Origin of the sequence: Kocuria sp., from assembly GCF_030538595.1 — a bacterium.
GTDB lineage: Bacteria > Actinomycetota > Actinomycetes > Actinomycetales > Micrococcaceae > Kocuria.
The window spans coordinates 80,988-96,616 of sequence record NZ_JAUNTS010000013.1 but is presented as its reverse complement, the minus strand read 5'-3'; the positions used below and the strand labels follow the sequence as shown (position 1 = coordinate 96,616).

General features: G+C 58.2%; 15 protein-coding genes. 8 read left to right on the top strand and 7 right to left on the bottom strand.

What is annotated here, in order from left to right; translation table 11 throughout:
- Nucleotides 1-1,209: a glycoside hydrolase family 76 protein gene (locus tag Q4G32_RS11310; RefSeq protein ID WP_303351484.1), complete on the top strand. Its 1,209-nt coding sequence runs from the start codon at nucleotides 1-3 to the stop codon at nucleotides 1,207-1,209.
- Nucleotides 1,210-1,222: 13 nt separating this feature from the next.
- On the opposite strand, the gene Q4G32_RS11305 is transcribed toward Q4G32_RS11310, so the two are convergent.
- From Q4G32_RS11305 to Q4G32_RS11295, 3 genes are all read right to left on the bottom strand, one after another.
- On the bottom strand, nucleotides 1,223-2,557 hold the full coding sequence (locus Q4G32_RS11305; RefSeq protein WP_303351483.1) for a hypothetical protein: 1,335 nt from the start codon (nucleotides 2,555-2,557) through the stop codon (nucleotides 1,223-1,225).
- Nucleotides 2,558-4,138: 1,581 nt separating this feature from the next.
- Nucleotides 4,139-5,491 carry a hypothetical protein gene (locus tag Q4G32_RS11300; RefSeq protein ID WP_303351482.1) on the bottom strand — a complete coding sequence of 451 codons (1,353 nt, stop codon included), beginning with the start codon at nucleotides 5,489-5,491 and terminating at the stop codon, nucleotides 4,139-4,141.
- Nucleotides 5,491-5,835: a DUF6507 family protein gene (locus Q4G32_RS11295; protein WP_441327499.1), complete on the bottom strand. Its 345-nt coding sequence runs from the start codon at nucleotides 5,833-5,835 to the stop codon at nucleotides 5,491-5,493. The genes Q4G32_RS11300 and Q4G32_RS11295 overlap by 1 nt, the downstream gene beginning before the upstream one ends.
- Nucleotides 5,836-6,059: 224 nt before the next feature.
- Here Q4G32_RS11295 and Q4G32_RS11290 point away from each other — a divergent pair, with 224 nt between their 5' ends.
- From Q4G32_RS11290 to Q4G32_RS11270, 5 genes are read left to right on the top strand one after another with little or no spacing between them, the layout of a single operon-like run.
- Nucleotides 6,060-6,602 carry an NUDIX hydrolase family protein gene (locus Q4G32_RS11290; protein WP_303351479.1) on the top strand — a complete coding sequence of 181 codons (543 nt, stop codon included), beginning with the start codon at nucleotides 6,060-6,062 and terminating at the stop codon, nucleotides 6,600-6,602.
- Complete coding sequence (tgt, locus tag Q4G32_RS11285) at nucleotides 6,599-7,873, top strand: tRNA guanosine(34) transglycosylase Tgt (RefSeq protein WP_303351477.1); 1,275 nt, start codon at nucleotides 6,599-6,601, stop codon at nucleotides 7,871-7,873. Before Q4G32_RS11290 ends, tgt begins: the two co-directional genes overlap by 4 nt.
- A 9-nt stretch (nucleotides 7,874-7,882) precedes the next feature.
- A complete protein-coding gene (locus tag Q4G32_RS11280) occupies nucleotides 7,883-8,383 on the top strand; it encodes an SRPBCC family protein (RefSeq protein WP_303351476.1) in 501 nt (166 codons plus the stop codon).
- Nucleotides 8,380-9,189 carry an MBL fold metallo-hydrolase gene (locus Q4G32_RS11275; protein WP_303351475.1) on the top strand — a complete coding sequence of 270 codons (810 nt, stop codon included), beginning with the start codon at nucleotides 8,380-8,382 and terminating at the stop codon, nucleotides 9,187-9,189. Before Q4G32_RS11280 ends, Q4G32_RS11275 begins: the two co-directional genes overlap by 4 nt.
- Before the next feature lie 23 nt (nucleotides 9,190-9,212).
- Complete coding sequence (locus Q4G32_RS11270) at nucleotides 9,213-10,139, top strand: alpha/beta fold hydrolase (RefSeq protein ID WP_303351474.1); 927 nt, start codon at nucleotides 9,213-9,215, stop codon at nucleotides 10,137-10,139.
- A 105-nt stretch (nucleotides 10,140-10,244) separates the two neighbouring features.
- Here Q4G32_RS11270 and Q4G32_RS11265 read toward each other — a convergent pair whose 3' ends face one another.
- From Q4G32_RS11265 to Q4G32_RS11250, 4 genes are all read right to left on the bottom strand, one after another.
- Nucleotides 10,245-11,177 (bottom strand): aldo/keto reductase, encoded by a 933-nt coding sequence (locus Q4G32_RS11265; protein ID WP_303351472.1) that lies wholly within the window; start codon nucleotides 11,175-11,177, stop codon nucleotides 10,245-10,247.
- 72 nt (nucleotides 11,178-11,249) lie between these two features.
- Nucleotides 11,250-12,266: a LacI family DNA-binding transcriptional regulator gene (locus tag Q4G32_RS11260; RefSeq protein WP_303351471.1), complete on the bottom strand. Its 1,017-nt coding sequence runs from the start codon at nucleotides 12,264-12,266 to the stop codon at nucleotides 11,250-11,252.
- 189 nt (nucleotides 12,267-12,455) lie between these two features.
- The gene (locus tag Q4G32_RS11255) at nucleotides 12,456-13,076 is read right to left on the bottom strand and encodes a DUF4126 domain-containing protein (protein WP_303351469.1); all 621 of its coding nucleotides are present in this window, start codon (nucleotides 13,074-13,076) and stop codon (nucleotides 12,456-12,458) included.
- Nucleotides 13,077-13,122: 46 nt separating this feature from the next.
- Nucleotides 13,123-13,890 (bottom strand): queuosine precursor transporter, encoded by a 768-nt coding sequence (locus tag Q4G32_RS11250; RefSeq protein ID WP_303351468.1) that lies wholly within the window; start codon nucleotides 13,888-13,890, stop codon nucleotides 13,123-13,125.
- A gap of 102 nt (nucleotides 13,891-13,992) precedes the next feature.
- On the opposite strand from Q4G32_RS11250, the gene Q4G32_RS11245 reads away from it, so the two are divergent.
- Nucleotides 13,993-14,823: a hydroxymethylpyrimidine/phosphomethylpyrimidine kinase gene (locus Q4G32_RS11245; RefSeq protein ID WP_303351466.1), complete on the top strand. Its 831-nt coding sequence runs from the start codon at nucleotides 13,993-13,995 to the stop codon at nucleotides 14,821-14,823.
- A gap of 52 nt (nucleotides 14,824-14,875) precedes the next feature.
- On the top strand, nucleotides 14,876-15,544 hold the full coding sequence (locus tag Q4G32_RS11240) for a TetR/AcrR family transcriptional regulator (protein ID WP_303351465.1): 669 nt from the start codon (nucleotides 14,876-14,878) through the stop codon (nucleotides 15,542-15,544).
- The last annotated feature ends 85 nt before the right edge of the window (nucleotides 15,545-15,629 follow it).

Here is a 15,629-nt window from a genome sequence, read left to right as displayed (position 1 = left end):
ATGAGTCACGACCCCACTTCTTCACTGATCACCGGTGCCACCGGGGACCGTCGTGAGCGCGCAGCACTGGCAGCCCGTTCGGTCCAGTCCCTCTTTGGCGAACGGCTGTTCGGTATTCCGGGAACCTGGATCGGTGCCGTGGAGTTCCCCCACCCCACGCAGTTCTCCACCAAGTGGCACTACTGGTGGCAGGCTCACCTTCTGGATGCCCTGGTGGACGCCGCCCAGCGTGAAGCCGCCATGGGCCAAGATTCAAGCACCACTCGCGACCGCGCCCATCAGCTGCTGCGGGCCATCACCCTACGCAGTGGTGGGCAGGTGATTTTCAACAATTACTACGACGACATGGCATGGCTCATGCTTGCCCTGGGGCGTTTCCGCCACTTGGAAGAAGACGCCGGAGGTAAAACCCGCCGCGTGGTCAAGGCTGGGTCTGAGCTGCTGCAGGACATTCGCAAGGCCCACACCCGGGATCTTGACGGCGGAATGTTCTGGACCCGCGAACGCACTTACAAAAACACGGCCACCACGGGCCCGGCGGCCCTGATTGCCGTACGCACGCACGCCCCACAAGAGAGCGCCGACTTGCTGGGCTGGCTGCGCGCCCACCTGTGGGACAGCTCCAAGGGAGTGTTCCTGGACGGCATCAACATTGTCACCAACGATGACGGCGCCAAGGGCACCTCCCTGGAAAAGGCCGTCTACACCTACAACTCCGGCCCGGCGTTGGGGGCTGCTGTGGAATTGGCGGAAACTTCCACGGGTGAGGATGCTCAACGTTGGGCGGACTTTGCGGCGCAGATCGTGGCGGGCGCAGACGCAGAGTTCGGCCGAGACATGGGTAATCGCCGCGTCTTGAAAACTCACGGATCGGGGGATGCCGGTCTGTTCACCGGAATCTTGGTGCGCTACCTGGCAGAGGCCGCACACTCACCCGTGCTGGACCCTGATACCCGGGAGACTGCTCGTCGGCTGGTGCTGGACACCGCCGATGCTTTCTGGGCAGGCCGGCGAGAGTTTGATCCAGACCTGGACTTCAACGACCCAACCGCCCAGCCGGACCCGGCCCGCGTGGTGGCCATCTTCTCTCCCAATCCCCTGGAGCACGCGGACACAGCCCAGCCGGTGGGCCGCACCGTGGAACTCGGCACCCAGGTACAGGCGTGGACCGCGCTGGAAGCTGCCGCCCGGTTGGCACCCACGGTGTGAACCACTGTCCTGCTCAACCGCCAGGCCGACCCCGCCGGAGTGAGGGCAAAAGTCTGCCCAATAAGTCATCAGGTGACACCGGCTCAAACTCGTACCGCGCATCGTCCTCGGCCACCAAAAGGAACGCGCCGCCCCTTCTGGTCTGAATCCAGTCAAGCGTCCCCTCCAATCCGTCAACTGCAACCCGCCAGGCTCCGACCGGACCACCGCCCCACAGTTTCAAGCGCTGGTCACCTATGTCTGCTGCTCCGGGCTGAGACAAGACGGAAGAAAGGTCTGCCGTATCAACGAACACCTGCACAAATTCTTCTTTGGCGAGCTGGAAACCAACAAAAGTTCTCAGTCCGGCGTGGAGCCGCAGAAATTCTGGGAGGATCACAGGCCCCAATGCGGCATCCACCCACGTCAATGTCCGCGCACCTTCAGTATCGGCAGGTACTTCATCGAAATCCCATGACGACTCGATGAGGATTTGACTGGCAAGTTGCCAGACTTGCACTTTGACGTTTCGGCCATCGACTACACCACTAGCTACCAGCCATGGAGTGCTAGTTCGAACTTCCAGCGCCGTTGCCACAGGCTCATGCACGCTGTCGCCCCCTAAAACCCCACGCTCACCAAGCCGCTTCAAGATTTTTGAATTAATGTGGCGGGTAAATTCGTGAAGCCCGTCCGAGTTCATCTCTTCCACCAGGCCCCACTCCTGCCGAGTGAACTCAAGCTGCTGCCAGTCCGAGCGCACCTGGCTTTCGACCCACATCACGCGGTCTGGAAATGGTTCACGGCCAGCCAGTCCAAGCTCATTGAGCCCGCCCGCCGCGCCACAACCGGCACTCATCCAGTCTGCGGCAAAATCCGCCCAACCAAGGTGATCACACGATCCCTGAGATGGCGCGTCTAGGTGCAGCGACTTGATGATTTCCTGCCCATGCCCCCTGATGCCATCCAAATCAAAACCTTGCGTTGTGCCCACAACCTCCACAAGATGTCCAGCAACTTCCACGAGCCAGCGGTATTGCGCACATGGTTCACCATTAAAGACATGCATGACACCGATACACAGACCACTGAAGGGATCAGTTATTTGCTCCACCCGAAGCAAAGATGACCCCACTAACACTTCTCGAACATTTTCCAAGTAGCTCAAAAAGCTAGAATATCCAGAAGATTTCACTTCCACGCGCGATACGAGAAAACTATCCTTCCGACCACTCTCATCAGACCGGGAAACGAGCAAGACTCTGCGTCCACCAAGCTCCAACGAGTCCATTTGATCCCCAGAAGTTAGCTCAAGACTGATCACAATGCCCCCGCATTCAAATACAAGATGTTGGTCGTCATGCGTCATATCACACACTCCTGATGGTTGTACGTTTCCAAAAGAGCCTCCGTTACTACCAAACTCACCGCTGATGTATGGAACGTCCGAGCCCTTGCTCCAATCGCTGAATGGTTTCCTTACGATTTGCAAGGTGCGCAGGGAAACCTATGCGGTTCTGAACCCCCAGGAGACCTCCTGTGCCCCAAGGTCGCCCCGAGTTCCACCTATTACCACGTCGTTCACGCTCAGCAACCTCGGGCGAAACAATCAACCAGATATTCCTACCGCCAGTGATCTCAATGTCCTCCACCTCGTCCCAGGTCACCCACCACAGTGACGTGCCAATCCGGCTTGACGTAATCTCCACGTGCTGCACAGTTGTCAAATTCATAAAACATTGCGCCAAGTACGGAATTAGGATGATCGTCCCTATCGGCACCACTATTATACCCATAGCTGACCTTCTACTACTGGACTCAGAGATACCAAAAAAGGAGACTCCAATTATAAATATAATTATTAGAGTCGGGAAGAATATTAACGCTCCCGCCAGTCGCCAAGTTTCTAGGCGTGCCACAAATGCTTCACTCAAGAAATATTCTCCTTCAATAGAGTTTTATAGATAAATAAAACTCTTCGTAAGCAGATACAACAGGGCAGAGTCAATTTGAATCTCCATTTATCGTCAGCTAACCCAAAAGCGCCCGAGCTTCCCAAATCAACCACTGTTTGTGTCGCAGCATTGACAACAGCGCGCCGTCATGATTTTCGTTCTATTTCCTCAACCGAAGTCATCTCCGACTTTTCAACGGTGCGCATCATTGACTCGGTAGCACGCGGGCTACGCGAATAGTTGCCATGCTGCGCGGTCTCGATTTTTGCACTCTTAGGAAATTAGCCCAAGACTGACAACAATACCCCCGCATTCGAATGCACAATGTCGGTCATCAAGCGTTATATCATACACTCCTTATGGTTGCACGTTTCCGAAAGAGCCTCGGTTACTACCAAACTCACCGCTAATGTATGGGGCGCCCGAGCCCTTGCTCCAACCGCTGAATGGTTTCCTTACGATTCGCAAGGTAGGCAGGGAAACCTATGCGGTTCTGAACCCCCAGGAGACCGCCCGCACCCCAAGGTCGCCCCGAGTTCCACCTATTACCACGTCGTTCACGCTCAGCAACCTCGGGCGAAACAATCAACCAGATATTCCTACCGCCAGTGATCTCAATGTCCTCCACCTCGTCCCAGGTCACCCACCACAGTGACGTGCCAATCCGGCTTGACGTAATCTCCACGTGCTGCACAGTCACCAGATTCATGAAAGCTTGAGCCAGATAAGGAATTAGAAAGAACGCAGCAAACGGTAACCCCACTATAGCCATAGCACCTCTTCGGCTAATATCATCAGATATTCCAAAAATGAAAACGCACGCTACAGCGAGTGTTATTGTTACCGGAAAAAACGTTAATATCAATACTAGCCGCCACAACTCTATGCGCGCCACAAATATTTTATTCACAGTCAGTCAGCCCCCAGGTAAGATCAAATATTAAATTTTGCTTGAACCAAAATTTAAAATGCGGCAATTGCCGTGTAGTTCATATTTATCGCCCTTGAAAACCCATTTCTTTTGCTTTCACGTCTAGAGGAGACCGTGGAGCGTACAATATATCTTCAACAACATCTCCGGTGAATTCTGAAATGCTCTCTCGCCGCCCATCACCATCCTGGTCTGGCAAAAATTTTGCGTTGCTCGCTAAGACGGAGCCAACAAACGACCCGGATGCCCCTCCCACAACAGCACCGGCACCACCCGTCGACCCCCCGAATATCATGGCGCCAGCTAACCCAAAGGCACCCGAGCTTCCTAAATCAACCACTGTTTGTGTCGCAGCGTTGGCAGTAGCGCGCCGTGATGATTCCCGTTCTATTTCCTCAACTGAGGCATCAGGGTTATTGAGGATCACCTCCTCCACATTACTACTCTTCTCTGCGGCATACTTCTCCGCAAAGGACCAACCCGTCTGGGCTGCAGCTGCCAGCGTGCTTCCTTTATTGACAGCCGAAGTCATCTTCGACTTTTCAACGGTACGCGTGCGCGTGATAGACTCAGTAACACGCGGGCTACGTGAATGGTTGCTACGCTGCGAGGTCTCGATTTTTGGACTCTTACCGATGCCATGCCGAGGTACGCTCGCACCAGAGTTTTTGACGGCAACCCCACCAGCTACGCCCATCATCAGGTTGTCTATAAAATCTGGGATAAAAGGATTGCGTGGAAAGCTAAATTTATGCTTGGAATCTATGAAGGTTTCACGGTTTTGAATCTTGACATCAGGGCCTGATTCTTGCCCCATCGGCCCAAAGTTCTTTTCTGTGACTCGGCGTGTCTCAGTAGTTTCTCTATTTATTTCAATACCCGTTCCCATCTGAAAACCCACGTCATAGATTTTTCCGGTCACAGCCTCACTGAAATCACCCCAGATTCCCTGTTTTATCCGCATAGACGAGATCGTGTTGTCAACAAGGTCTTCATACCGTTTCTGGAGGATTGAGTCCTTCCCAACGAGGTCACCCCATTTACGCCACCCCTCACTATCCAGGTCTTCGACTTCCTGGTCAGCGTAGCTCCGGTTGAACGATGCTACTTCCGTCTCGTATTCGTCGCGCTCTCTGCGCAAGGTCCGTAATTCTGCGCCGAAATCGTAAAGTGCACCCACAACATTTCCCACCAGGTCGGCAATGGGCTCGAGAGAGTCCCGCGGCTTATTCAGAGCGGTGTGCAGATATTCATCAGATTCACCTTCGTAATAGAATTTCAGATTATCCCAAGCGTCAGTAGCATCCCATACTTTTGTATCGAAGATTCGGCCGCCTCTATCAAGGTCCATAATCAAGGTCTCAAAGGCGTTCGGATCTTCCCATATCATTAACTTATCAGTGCTGATCTGTACCATTAGTCAAGCCTCCCAGGCATATCGACTGGGATTACAACACCTGCGTTAAGTTCGCTACGCCCAGCCATTTCATCATCACCTTCGCGAACAAACCGCACAGCTTCACCACCGTAGAAAACTGCGCTGCTGATACGATTAAGGATGCCCTTTAGTTCAGGGATTAGGGCCTCTTCTTGTAACGTGCTAACGGCGTCTCGGAGTTTTTCGCTCTGCAACGTGGTCTGAATTTCATCGAGAGCGTGGGCAACTCGGTCCAAGCCCTCTTGTGCCTCTTGTCTGTCAGCGTCGACGGTCATGAAAGTATTCTCGCAACCGCCCGGATTGACGTTATACCGAGTTGACATAGTGGCCTCCTCACTAGGTTCTTTTGCGAGCAGGGTACAGCTGGCCTGGAGGTACGCTCAAGTAACACGATTGATCCCACCCAGCCAGCCTCTTACCTTGGGTTGCCCCAGCGCGCAGGAGGATGCTGCGGCTCGCAGGTGAACGCCGTCGTCGTCCTGCGCTGACCGCTGAACCCGCAAGGAGAAGCTGCCCACGCGCACAGTCGATGAGGTAGAAAACAACTATGAGTTCCGTACGCACACCGGACCCCAACCCAGGCTGGCTCAACGAGGACGACTTGCGGGAGGCCCGCCGTCGTCTGCCCATGGTGTACGTCCAGGCTGTGCCCGTGCACCTGGACCCGCTGGGCTGCGTGACGGATGTGGGGTTGCTGTTGCAACCCAATGCCACCGGTGAGCTGGAACGCGCGTTGGTGTCCGGGCGGGTGCTGTACCGGGAGACCATTCGTGCGGCTTTGCTGCGTCACTTGGAAAAGGACTTGGGCCCGCTGGCCATGCCGCAACTTCCCCCGTCAACCGTGCCTTTCTCGGTCACGGAATACTTTCCACACCCGTCTGAGACCGGGTACACGGATGACCGCCAGCACGCCGTGGCCTTGAATTACGTGGTGGCGGTGCGGGGTGAATGCTCGCCGCGCGCAGATGCCCTGCAATTGTCTTGGCTGACCCCGGAGGAAGCGCTGGGCACGGACGTGCAGGCTGAGTTTGCCGGTGGCCGCGGCCGATTGATCGAGCAGGCTTTGGCCCACGTGGGTTGGGGTCGATGAGCTGGGAGGCAGCCCGCGCCACATTTGGCTTCAGCATTGAGCGGCGGTTGGAGGAAACCACCCCGCGCCCGGCCTGCCACAACGGCCCGTGGCTGGGCCGAACCGGCACCATCACCACCCCACATGGTGAGATTCAAACTCCGGCCTTCATTCCCGTGGCAACGGCTGCCACCGTCAAAGCTGTGCTACCGGAAGCCATGAAGGAATTAGGCGCCCAAGCCCTGCTGGCCAATGCATATCACCTGTACTTGCGTCCCGGTCACGATCTTTTGGATGAGGCAGGTGGCCTGGGCCAGTTCATGAATTGGAGCGGTCCCACCTTCACGGATTCCGGCGGGTTCCAGGTGATGAGCTTGGGCTCCGGTTTCAAGAAGGTCATCAACATGTCTGCTGCGTCCGCAGCCGGGGAGATTGGGGACGACGACGTCGCAGCCGGCAAGGAACGCCTGGCCGCCGTGGACGACGACGGCGTGACGTTTACCTCTCATCTCAACGGGGACAAACACCGCTTTACCCCTGAAATCTCCATGCAGGTGCAGCACGGAATCGGTGCGGACATCATGTTTGCCTTTGATGAACTCACCACATTGCACAATTCCCGGCGGTACCAGGAAGAGGCTTTGGAGCGGACCCGGCTGTGGGCTCTCCGCTGCATTACCGAGCACAAGACCCTCACGGAAACCCGCTCGCACAGGCCATATCAGGCATTGTTTGGTGTGATCCAGGGGGCGCAGTACCAAGACCTTCGCCGTAAAGCCTGCCAGGACTTGGGTGCTATGGAGTTTGACGGCTTTGGCATTGGCGGAGCTCTGGAAAAGGAAAACCTGGGCACCATTGTGGGTTGGTGCGCGGAGGAACTGCCGGAGAACAAACCCCGCCACTTGTTGGGTATTTCTGAACCCAATGACATTTTTGTGGCCTTGGAAGCCGGTGCAGACACCTTTGACTGCGTCTCCCCCACCCGGGTTGCCCGCAATGGCGCCATCTACCACCCGGATGGTCGGTACAACTTGCTGGCGGCACGGTTCAAGCGTGATTTCGCGCCGCTGGATGATGAGTGTGATTGCTACACCTGCGCTCATTACACCCGCGCCTACATTCATCACCTGTTCAAGGCCAAGGAACGTCTTGCCGCCACGCTGGCCTCCATTCACAACGAACGTTTCACCGTGCGCCTGGTGGACCAAGCCCGGGAGGCCATGAACAACGGCACCTACCTGGACTACCGGGATTCAACTCTGGGCCGGTACTACGGCGGGAATCACCCGTAAGCTCGAATCATGTCTGCACTTGACCCAGTACCGGCCGATCAAACCTGGACCCTGACCCGGGAGCTGCCCTTCCCCACGGAGCGGGTGTTCGCTGCTCTCACGGATGCTGAGGCGCTGCCTAGTTGGTACGGCCCGGAAGGTTGGTCCGTGGACCCCGATTCCGTGGAAGTCACTCCCGTTGAAGGTGGTCCACGGTCCTTCCAGATGATGCTGGAGGCGGACAGCTCACAAACGGCGCCCATTCACGGGCGCCACGCGGCTGTGGTTCCCGGCCGGTTGCTGGAGATTCACGAGTTCATCCCCGATCACCTGGGTCAACCCAGTGAGCACGTGGTGGTGCTGCGCTGCCAGTTGGAGCCCGTGGCCTCCGCATCTGACGACGACGCCCCGCACACCACCCGTTTGACCCTCACCCAGGGGCCGCTACCTGCCGAAGTGCACGACCACGCCCGTGCAGCCTGGTCCAGTTCCCTGGATCGACTTGCAGTTTATTTGGCAGATACGCCATGAGCAGGGAGTTTGTCACGGACTCCATCTCCGTGATCCGGGCGGAGAACCCCAGCCCCATGACCTTGGAGGGTACCAACACGTGGATTCTGCAGGCCGCACTGAAGAAGGGCCAGGCGTCCGGCGCCGTCGTCGTTGACCCCGGGCCTGACCTGGCTGAGCACGTGGACCGTCTGGTTGAACTTGGCGCCATTGATCTGGTGCTGGTCACGCACCGCCACGGGGACCACACCCATGCTGTTGATACCTTGCATGAGCGCACCGGCGCACCCGTGCGGGCTTTCCTGCTCGAACACTGCCGGGAGGCCCAGCCGCTGCACGGCGGAGAGGTCCTGCACGCCGGTGGTTTGCAGATTCAGGTGATGCATACCCCGGGCCACACCTCGGATTCGCTGAGTTTTGTAGTTACACAAATTTCCGACGACGGCGCCCCGCGCACCTTCGTCCTCACCGGCGACACCGTACTGGGCCGGGGCACCACCATGATTGATCACCCCGACGGCACCCTGGCTGACTACTTGGCCACCCTGGACAGGCTGGACGCACTGGCCACCGGTCCAGGACAAGCTGTGGGGCTGCCCGGCCACGGGCAGGTTGTGACCGATCTGGCTTTGACCGTCCGGGAACTGCGCGAGCACCGCCTGGCCAGAGTCGAGGAAGTCAGAGCCGCTTTGGCCACTGTGGGGTCTGATCCTGAAACGCTCACGGACCACATCTATCCGGATGTCCCATGGGGTGCGCGTCACGCGGCCGTGCGCTCGATTGAAGCTCAGATGGCCTATCTGAAGCCGCTGGATTCATCTGCCTGACCATGAGCGTGTAAAGAGTGGCCATGCCCCGAACCGATCAAGTATCTCTCACTGACTATGCGGCGTTCCTACCCGCTCGCCAGCGGGCCAAGGTGGTGGTCCCTGACCACGACTGGTGGCCCTGGCGTGGCTCAGAAGTACACCTTCTGCGCGCTGGAAAACCAGATGCTCCTGTTCGATTGGTGGTGGTCCACGGCGCGGGTGCCCATGCGGAGGCCCTGTGGCCCTTGGCCTCCTTGGTGGCATCCGAGGACGTGGACATCACCGCACTCGATCTACCGCTGTACGGAAAAACTCAGGTGAGCCAACGGAGCACAGTCCGCTACGAACAGTGGGTGGAGTTGCTGCGCGACTTCCTGGTCTCCACCGACGACGGTCGCCCAGTTGCGCTTCTGGGAGGCAGTATCGGTGGCTTACTGGCGGTGGAGGCGGCAGCCCGGGCAGGCAATGTCTCCGCTGTGGTGGCCACGTGTTTACTTGATCCATCAACCAGCGCGGCGCGCGCCTGCATGACACGGTTTGGCCGCGCAGCACTCCCCTTCATGACATTTCTGCCGTTGGTTCGGGGGCCCGTGGCTCGGATACCGATCAAGATTTCCTGGACCGCCAAGCTGTCAGCAATGGGTCGGAATCCTGACCTGGGCAAGCTGTGCGCTCGGGATTCACGCGGTGGTGGGGCATGGGTCCCCATGGCATTTCTGGCCTCCTACCTTCAGTACAAGCACGCCGCAGCCCGGAGCAATCCAGTCCGCGTACACCTGGTACATCCGCAGAACGACGACTGGACACCCATTGCATTGAGCCAGGCCACGCTGAACCAGCTGCCCGGCCCCACCCAGGTGACCGTGCTGCGCAACTGCGGACACTTCCCACTGGAAGAACCAGGATTGTCTGACCTCATGAACATAGTCCAGAGAATTACGAAAAATCCGCAAAACTATTCCTATTAAGAATATCTCAGAATTTCTGATCAAACTTGATTTTCATAATTGAAAATAAGATGTTGAATCTAATCTTATGAAATTATTTAACACATGCCAAGGTGCAGGAACCCCTCATGCTTGATCTAAGGCATTGAGGTCATTCAGCACCTCAGTGGGAAGAGTCATCGACGTCGCCTCGATTGCTTCACGGACTTGGGCTGGCGTGCTACAACCTACGACAGGCATGATCTGAGGCAATGTATTTGTGAGCCAAGCCAGCACGACCTGGCTTGGCTTGATGCCCAGTCCACTCGCCCAGCGATGGATTCTGGCCAGCCTGATATGGGAACCCGGGTGCTCATAAGCTGCAGGCAGCGGCCGCTCTGGATGCTCATACAAACCGTTCAGCAAGGGAGTGTAGGCCCACAGGGAAATCCCAGCACGGGCAGCGTAGTCACGAGACTCAGCGGTCATCATCCCGTTGGGATGATCTTCTCCTTCAACCGGGATGTCAGGCCGCGGGTGGAGGTAAGACTCACGCAGCTGCAAGGCCGTGAACTCAGGGGTCGAGGATTGTTTTGCATACGTGTTGGCGATCGCCGCGTACCACGCCGGATGGTTCGAGAGACCGATTTCACTCACCAGACCCCGCGTGACTAGCTCTCCGAACGTTGAGGTCACCTGACTAATGCTCTGAGACCTGTCCTCCATATGCGCCCAGAAAAGGTCGATCTTTTCCACTCGCAGTCGATTAAGGCTCTGGTGAACGGCGGCCTGCACAACGCGCTGACCCAACCCCTCAACATCTTGAGGGAAACCCCCTGGGGTGCATGGCTCGGCCCCAACCTTGGTGCTCAGCCTTACATGCTCATGAGCGTTGCGTGAGGCGATCCAATCACCAAGCAGGGTTTCACTCTGCCCTCCGTACCCACTGGCTGAAGCCCAAAATGCGTAACAATTGGCTGTGTCGATCCAAACTCCACCCGCTTCAACGTAGGCATCGAGGATACCGCAAGAGTCTGCGTAGCCAATCTTTGTCCCCAGATGCATGGCACCCAGCGCCATTCTTAAAGTCATTAAGCATATCCCCTCTAAGACTTGCAGCACATCGGAAGTTCTGGTGTCAAAATGATAATTCTAAGAATTTTGCACCCCTGTGGATTTTCTTATAATCAATTCGCAAGGCAGATTGACCTGCTTGAATGTTTCACTCGCAAGGATAAGGCTGCCAATTTCCAACCCTCGTCTATGAATGGGTTGCGCTACGGTGGTGAGTTCCAGCTCAGCAGATTCTGGCACGTCATCAAACCCAACAATCGAGACGTCATGTCCAACTCGTAAGCCAGCGGAGGTGACTGCATCCATCGCCCCGAATGCGAGAACATCCGTCATTGCAGCTATGGCTGTCACGCTCCCAGTAGATAGGGCGTTCCGGGATGCGGCATAACCGTCCGCCCGTATATTGCGGCCGGTAGGTACTGGTATCAGCTCGACTCCGCGACGAATTGCCACGTCCTTGAAACCCCGCCATCGTTCTTGCTGCTCCCGATATGGGAACGTTGGTTCAATACTTGAAGAGTTAACAGCCTCGGCGCCAGCATCAATGAGAATATGGACCCTTGTGTGCCCCAAGTCCGCTAGATGCTGTAAGGCCAGCCTGGCTCCACCCGCTTCATCAATGGTCACGGTGTTGGTTTTGTCCTGGGCATCCTCAGAGTCAACGGTTTGCACGATCTTCCAACCTCGCTGCTGTGCGGTTTGGAAGGCAGGGTGCTGCGGTGGCAGGTGGTAGCCCACCATGCCGTCGACTTGAACGTGCTCCAAACCAGCGCCTGTGCCATCCACGGGTATCAGAGCCAGGCTGTACTTTGCCTCAGTCAGTCGATCAGACAGTCCGCCTAGTAGGCCTCGCGCATAGGGGTCCTCCAGGATGAAGGTGAGGGACTCCTGAAACACAATCCCGATCATCATGGTGCGCCCCCGCCTCATAGCGCGCGCAACGGGGCTTGGACCGGCGTAGCCAAGATTCTTGGCCGTGCGGAGGACTTCCTCGCGCAACTCACGGCTCAACTGCGTCGGGTTATTGAAAGCGTTCGATGCAGTGGTTCGGGACACTCCAGCGGCACGAGCAACATCCACAAGCGTGACACCCATAGCAGTTCCCCCTAGCCAGCTTCATCTGAATTGATTCAGAAACTAGTCCATGAGCATCATGCAGTCAATGCAGAACTACTGCCACTGTCACTTGAACGCCGGGTCTACATGGGCAACCGGATCCCCATGGGCAGGTGGTCCACCCGAGACTCAGCCAAGACCCAACGGGCCATCAGCTCCACCTACACGTCACACGGAATAGACGGGTGGGCCGGTGCGGCGTCGTCGTCGTAAAAGCCACCAGGCGCCGCACACCAAGCCCAACAATCCCAGCAGCACCAGGACCGGCAGGAAAACGGCCAGCAGGGACAGGATCACAGCTGCACCGTCCTCCGCTGTGGAGAGCGCGGGTGCCGCAGCACCTGCGGAAACCGTGTTGGCCACCGGGCGGGTCAGGGCCTTGACCCCGTGCACCACCAGTGCCAAGACCACGCCGATCACAATGGGCACCCAGGTTCCGGAAGTAACGAACTCTTCGGGGTCGGTCACGGTGGCCGTCTGGCCACCAAAGGTCAGCCCGGCGATGTCCGATGTCATTGAGGACCCGAACACAATGCCGCCAGAGGTGGGGCGGATGACGGTCTGGAGAACGTCGTTGACGGAATCAATGGCGGGAACCTTGTCCGCCACCACTTCCAGCGCCAGCAAAATGGCAAAGATGATGAGCACCCACCCGTTGGAGAGCCACGCAAAGTTGGGGCCCAAGTCAACGAATTGGGTGTAGCGGTCCAGAAGTCCCAGGACCAGAAGGGGGATCCAGGCGTTGAGGCCGGCAGAAGATGCCAGGCCAAGGCCGGTGAGGGCGTCCATGGTGCTGATCCTAGCCGCACCCGAATCCCCCGGTGTCAGGCAACGCTCAAACTGTGGCTTCCGGCCGCTCACCGTCCCAGTAGGGTTCGGTTTTCTTCAGGCGAGCCACGACGGCGTAGGTCACCGGGATCACCAGAACCTCCACCAGGCACTTCCACACGTAACCCACGATCACGTAGTTCAGGAACTGCCCAAAGGTCTGAATGCCGATGATCGGTGCGGCAACGGCGCAGAAAATCAGGGTGTCCACGAACTGCCCAACCAGCGTGGAGGAAATCAGGCGGGCCCACAGGTGCTTCTCGCGGGTCTTTTCCTTGACCTTGACCAGCACCCACGCGTTGAGCAACTGGCCCACCAGGAAGCCCAGCAGGGATCCGGCCACAATCAGCGGCACGGGACCGAGCACCTGCACAAAGGCCTCTTGGCCTTCGTAGAAGGAAGCTGACGGCAGGGCAATGATGATCCAGAAACAAATGCTGGCGAACAGAGCCGCGGCAAAGGAGGTGATGATCGCCCGGCGGGCTGCACGGAAGCCCCAGACTTCAGAGACCACATCCCCCAGGACGTAGGCGATGGGGAACAGGAAAAAGCCGCCGTCGGTCACAATCGGACCGATCTCAATGCCCTTGGTGGCGCCGATGTTGGACAGGATCAGCACCACGGCGTAGGCGGCCACAAAAAGATCAAAGGTGGTGCGGGTGCGCGGGGCGAATCGGGGAGCCTGGCCTGCGGATGCGGATGCGGATGCCACGGTGGCAGCCGCGCGCCCAGAGGCGGGTTCGGACACTGATTCGGATGAGGGTGGGGTGCTCATGCACACACCTTTCGTGAGAGTTGGACTCGGGCAATACAGCTGGTGACGAAAATAGGGCGGCGTTCTTGGTCAGAAAAACGCCCGGAGAGCACAATAAGGCCCATGACTACATCTACGAACCCTCCCTTCGCTCTGACCGTTGCCGGAAACGAGGCAACGGGTGGCGCGGGAGCCCAGGCGGACCTCAAGACTTTCCAAGAACTGGGGGTCTTTGGCTCCCTGGCCTTGACCTGCATTGTCTCCTTTGACCCCAAGAACGACTGGGGCCACCGCTTTGTCCCCGTGGACCCGCAGGTCATTGCTGACCAGCTGGAAGCAGCCACCTCCGCGTACAACCTGGACGCCGTGAAGTTGGGCATGTTGGGCACCCCGGCCACCATCGACGTCGTCGCCACCGCCATGGAAGAACTGGCGCCTGAGAATCTGGTGCTGGACCCGGTGCTGATCTGCAAGGGTCAAGAGCCCGGCGCGGCCCTGGACACTGACGAGGCGCTGAAGGCCAAGATCCTGCCGCTGGCTTCCTTTGTGACTCCCAACCATTTTGAGTCGCTGTCCCTGTCCGGGATGGAGTCGATCACCACCGTGGATGAACTGATTGAAGCCGCCATGCGCATCCATGAGCGCTCAGGCGCCGTGGTGCTGGCCAAGGGCGGCGTGCGCCTGGACGGCCCGGAGGCCGTGGACGTTTACTACGACGGCGAAACCACCGAAATCCTCTCCGCCCCCAAGGTGGAAAATGTTGCAGTGGCGGGCGCCGGCTGCACCATGGCCGCAGCCGTCACGGCAGAACTGGCCAAGGGCCTGAGCCCGCTGGAGGCTGCGCGTGCCGCCAAGGAGTTCGTCTCGGCCGGAATCCGCCAGCGGATCACCTCCAACGCGCCGTTCGACGTCCTGTGGCAGGGCGGGTTGGCTGCGGAGCGCACTATCGGGTGACGTTCACCCCACTCCCAGGGTTTTTGGTGACAACTGCGCATAAGATGTCGTCATGCCAAAAATCCAGGCGGCGAGCAACGCCGAGCAGCGCGAGCACACCAAACGAGCCATCCTTGAAGCCTTTGGGCAGCTCCTGTACTCGCAGGGTCTCACCGGGCTGACCATGACTCACGTGGCCAAAACTGCCGGAGTGGGCCGCACCGCCGTCTACAACTACTTCGCTGACATGGGCGAACTACTGGTGGCCTACACCCTGGATGAAACCGAGCGGTTCATGACTGAACTGCGCGGTGACCTGGACGGGATTGAGAACCCCGTGGACAAGCTGGCGGTCTACATCCGGGCGCAGATTGATGATCTTGCCCGCCGTCACCTGCCCCCGGGGCCTGCCATGCGCACGGTGCTCTCCCCGGAGGATTTTGAAAAGCTGGGTGAGCACGTGGGGGCCTTGCGCGGCATGTTGACCGCCATCCTGCAGGAAGCCGTGGAGGACGGCTGGCTGCCCAACGGAGACTTGCAGGAGATGGGCCGCCTGGTGCACAGCTCCCTGACCGCCACCGCTGACCGTGAGGCGCAGTCAGAGGCCGCCCGGGAGGCGCACGAACGCCATGTGAAAGCCACCGTGCTCTTCGCCTTGCGCGGGCTGGGCGCCCAGTTCGATCCGGACGGCTCCCCCATCCGACTAGCGGCACCCGCTCCCGCGCTGAGCCTGGCGGTCTGAGGGCCAACCTGACCACACTGGACAAATGGCTTGGGGCTCGCACCGAAAAATCGGTGTGAGCTCCAAGCCATTTCCGGCTGGCGAG

Excerpts from the sequence above, each read along its gene's own strand:
- Q4G32_RS11275 (WP_303351475.1), top strand. The coding sequence starts at position 8,380 with ATGAGCAGGGAGTTTGTCACGGACTCCATCTCCGTGATCCGGGCGGAG.
- Q4G32_RS11240 (WP_303351465.1), top strand. The coding sequence starts at position 14,876 with ATGCCAAAAATCCAGGCGGCGAGCAACGCCGAGCAGCGCGAGCACACC.
- Q4G32_RS11255 (WP_303351469.1), bottom strand. The coding sequence starts at position 13,076 with ATGGACGCCCTCACCGGCCTTGGCCTGGCATCTTCTGCCGGCCTCAAC.
- Q4G32_RS11295 (WP_441327499.1), bottom strand. The coding sequence starts at position 5,835 with ATGTCAACTCGGTATAACGTCAATCCGGGCGGTTGCGAGAATACTTTC.
- Q4G32_RS11280 (WP_303351476.1), top strand. The coding sequence starts at position 7,883 with ATGTCTGCACTTGACCCAGTACCGGCCGATCAAACCTGGACCCTGACC.
- Q4G32_RS11305 (WP_303351483.1), bottom strand. The coding sequence starts at position 2,557 with ATGACGCATGACGACCAACATCTTGTATTTGAATGCGGGGGCATTGTG.
- Q4G32_RS11245 (WP_303351466.1), top strand. The coding sequence starts at position 13,993 with ATGACTACATCTACGAACCCTCCCTTCGCTCTGACCGTTGCCGGAAAC.
- tgt (WP_303351477.1), top strand. The coding sequence starts at position 6,599 with ATGAGCTGGGAGGCAGCCCGCGCCACATTTGGCTTCAGCATTGAGCGG.
- Q4G32_RS11310 (WP_303351484.1), top strand. The coding sequence starts at position 1 with ATGAGTCACGACCCCACTTCTTCACTGATCACCGGTGCCACCGGGGAC.
- Q4G32_RS11290 (WP_303351479.1), top strand. The coding sequence starts at position 6,060 with ATGAGTTCCGTACGCACACCGGACCCCAACCCAGGCTGGCTCAACGAG.
- Q4G32_RS11250 (WP_303351468.1), bottom strand. The coding sequence starts at position 13,890 with ATGAGCACCCCACCCTCATCCGAATCAGTGTCCGAACCCGCCTCTGGG.
- Q4G32_RS11260 (WP_303351471.1), bottom strand. The coding sequence starts at position 12,266 with ATGGGTGTCACGCTTGTGGATGTTGCTCGTGCCGCTGGAGTGTCCCGA.
- Q4G32_RS11270 (WP_303351474.1), top strand. The coding sequence starts at position 9,213 with ATGCCCCGAACCGATCAAGTATCTCTCACTGACTATGCGGCGTTCCTA.
- Q4G32_RS11265 (WP_303351472.1), bottom strand. The coding sequence starts at position 11,177 with ATGGCGCTGGGTGCCATGCATCTGGGGACAAAGATTGGCTACGCAGAC.
- Q4G32_RS11300 (WP_303351482.1), bottom strand. The coding sequence starts at position 5,491 with ATGGTACAGATCAGCACTGATAAGTTAATGATATGGGAAGATCCGAAC.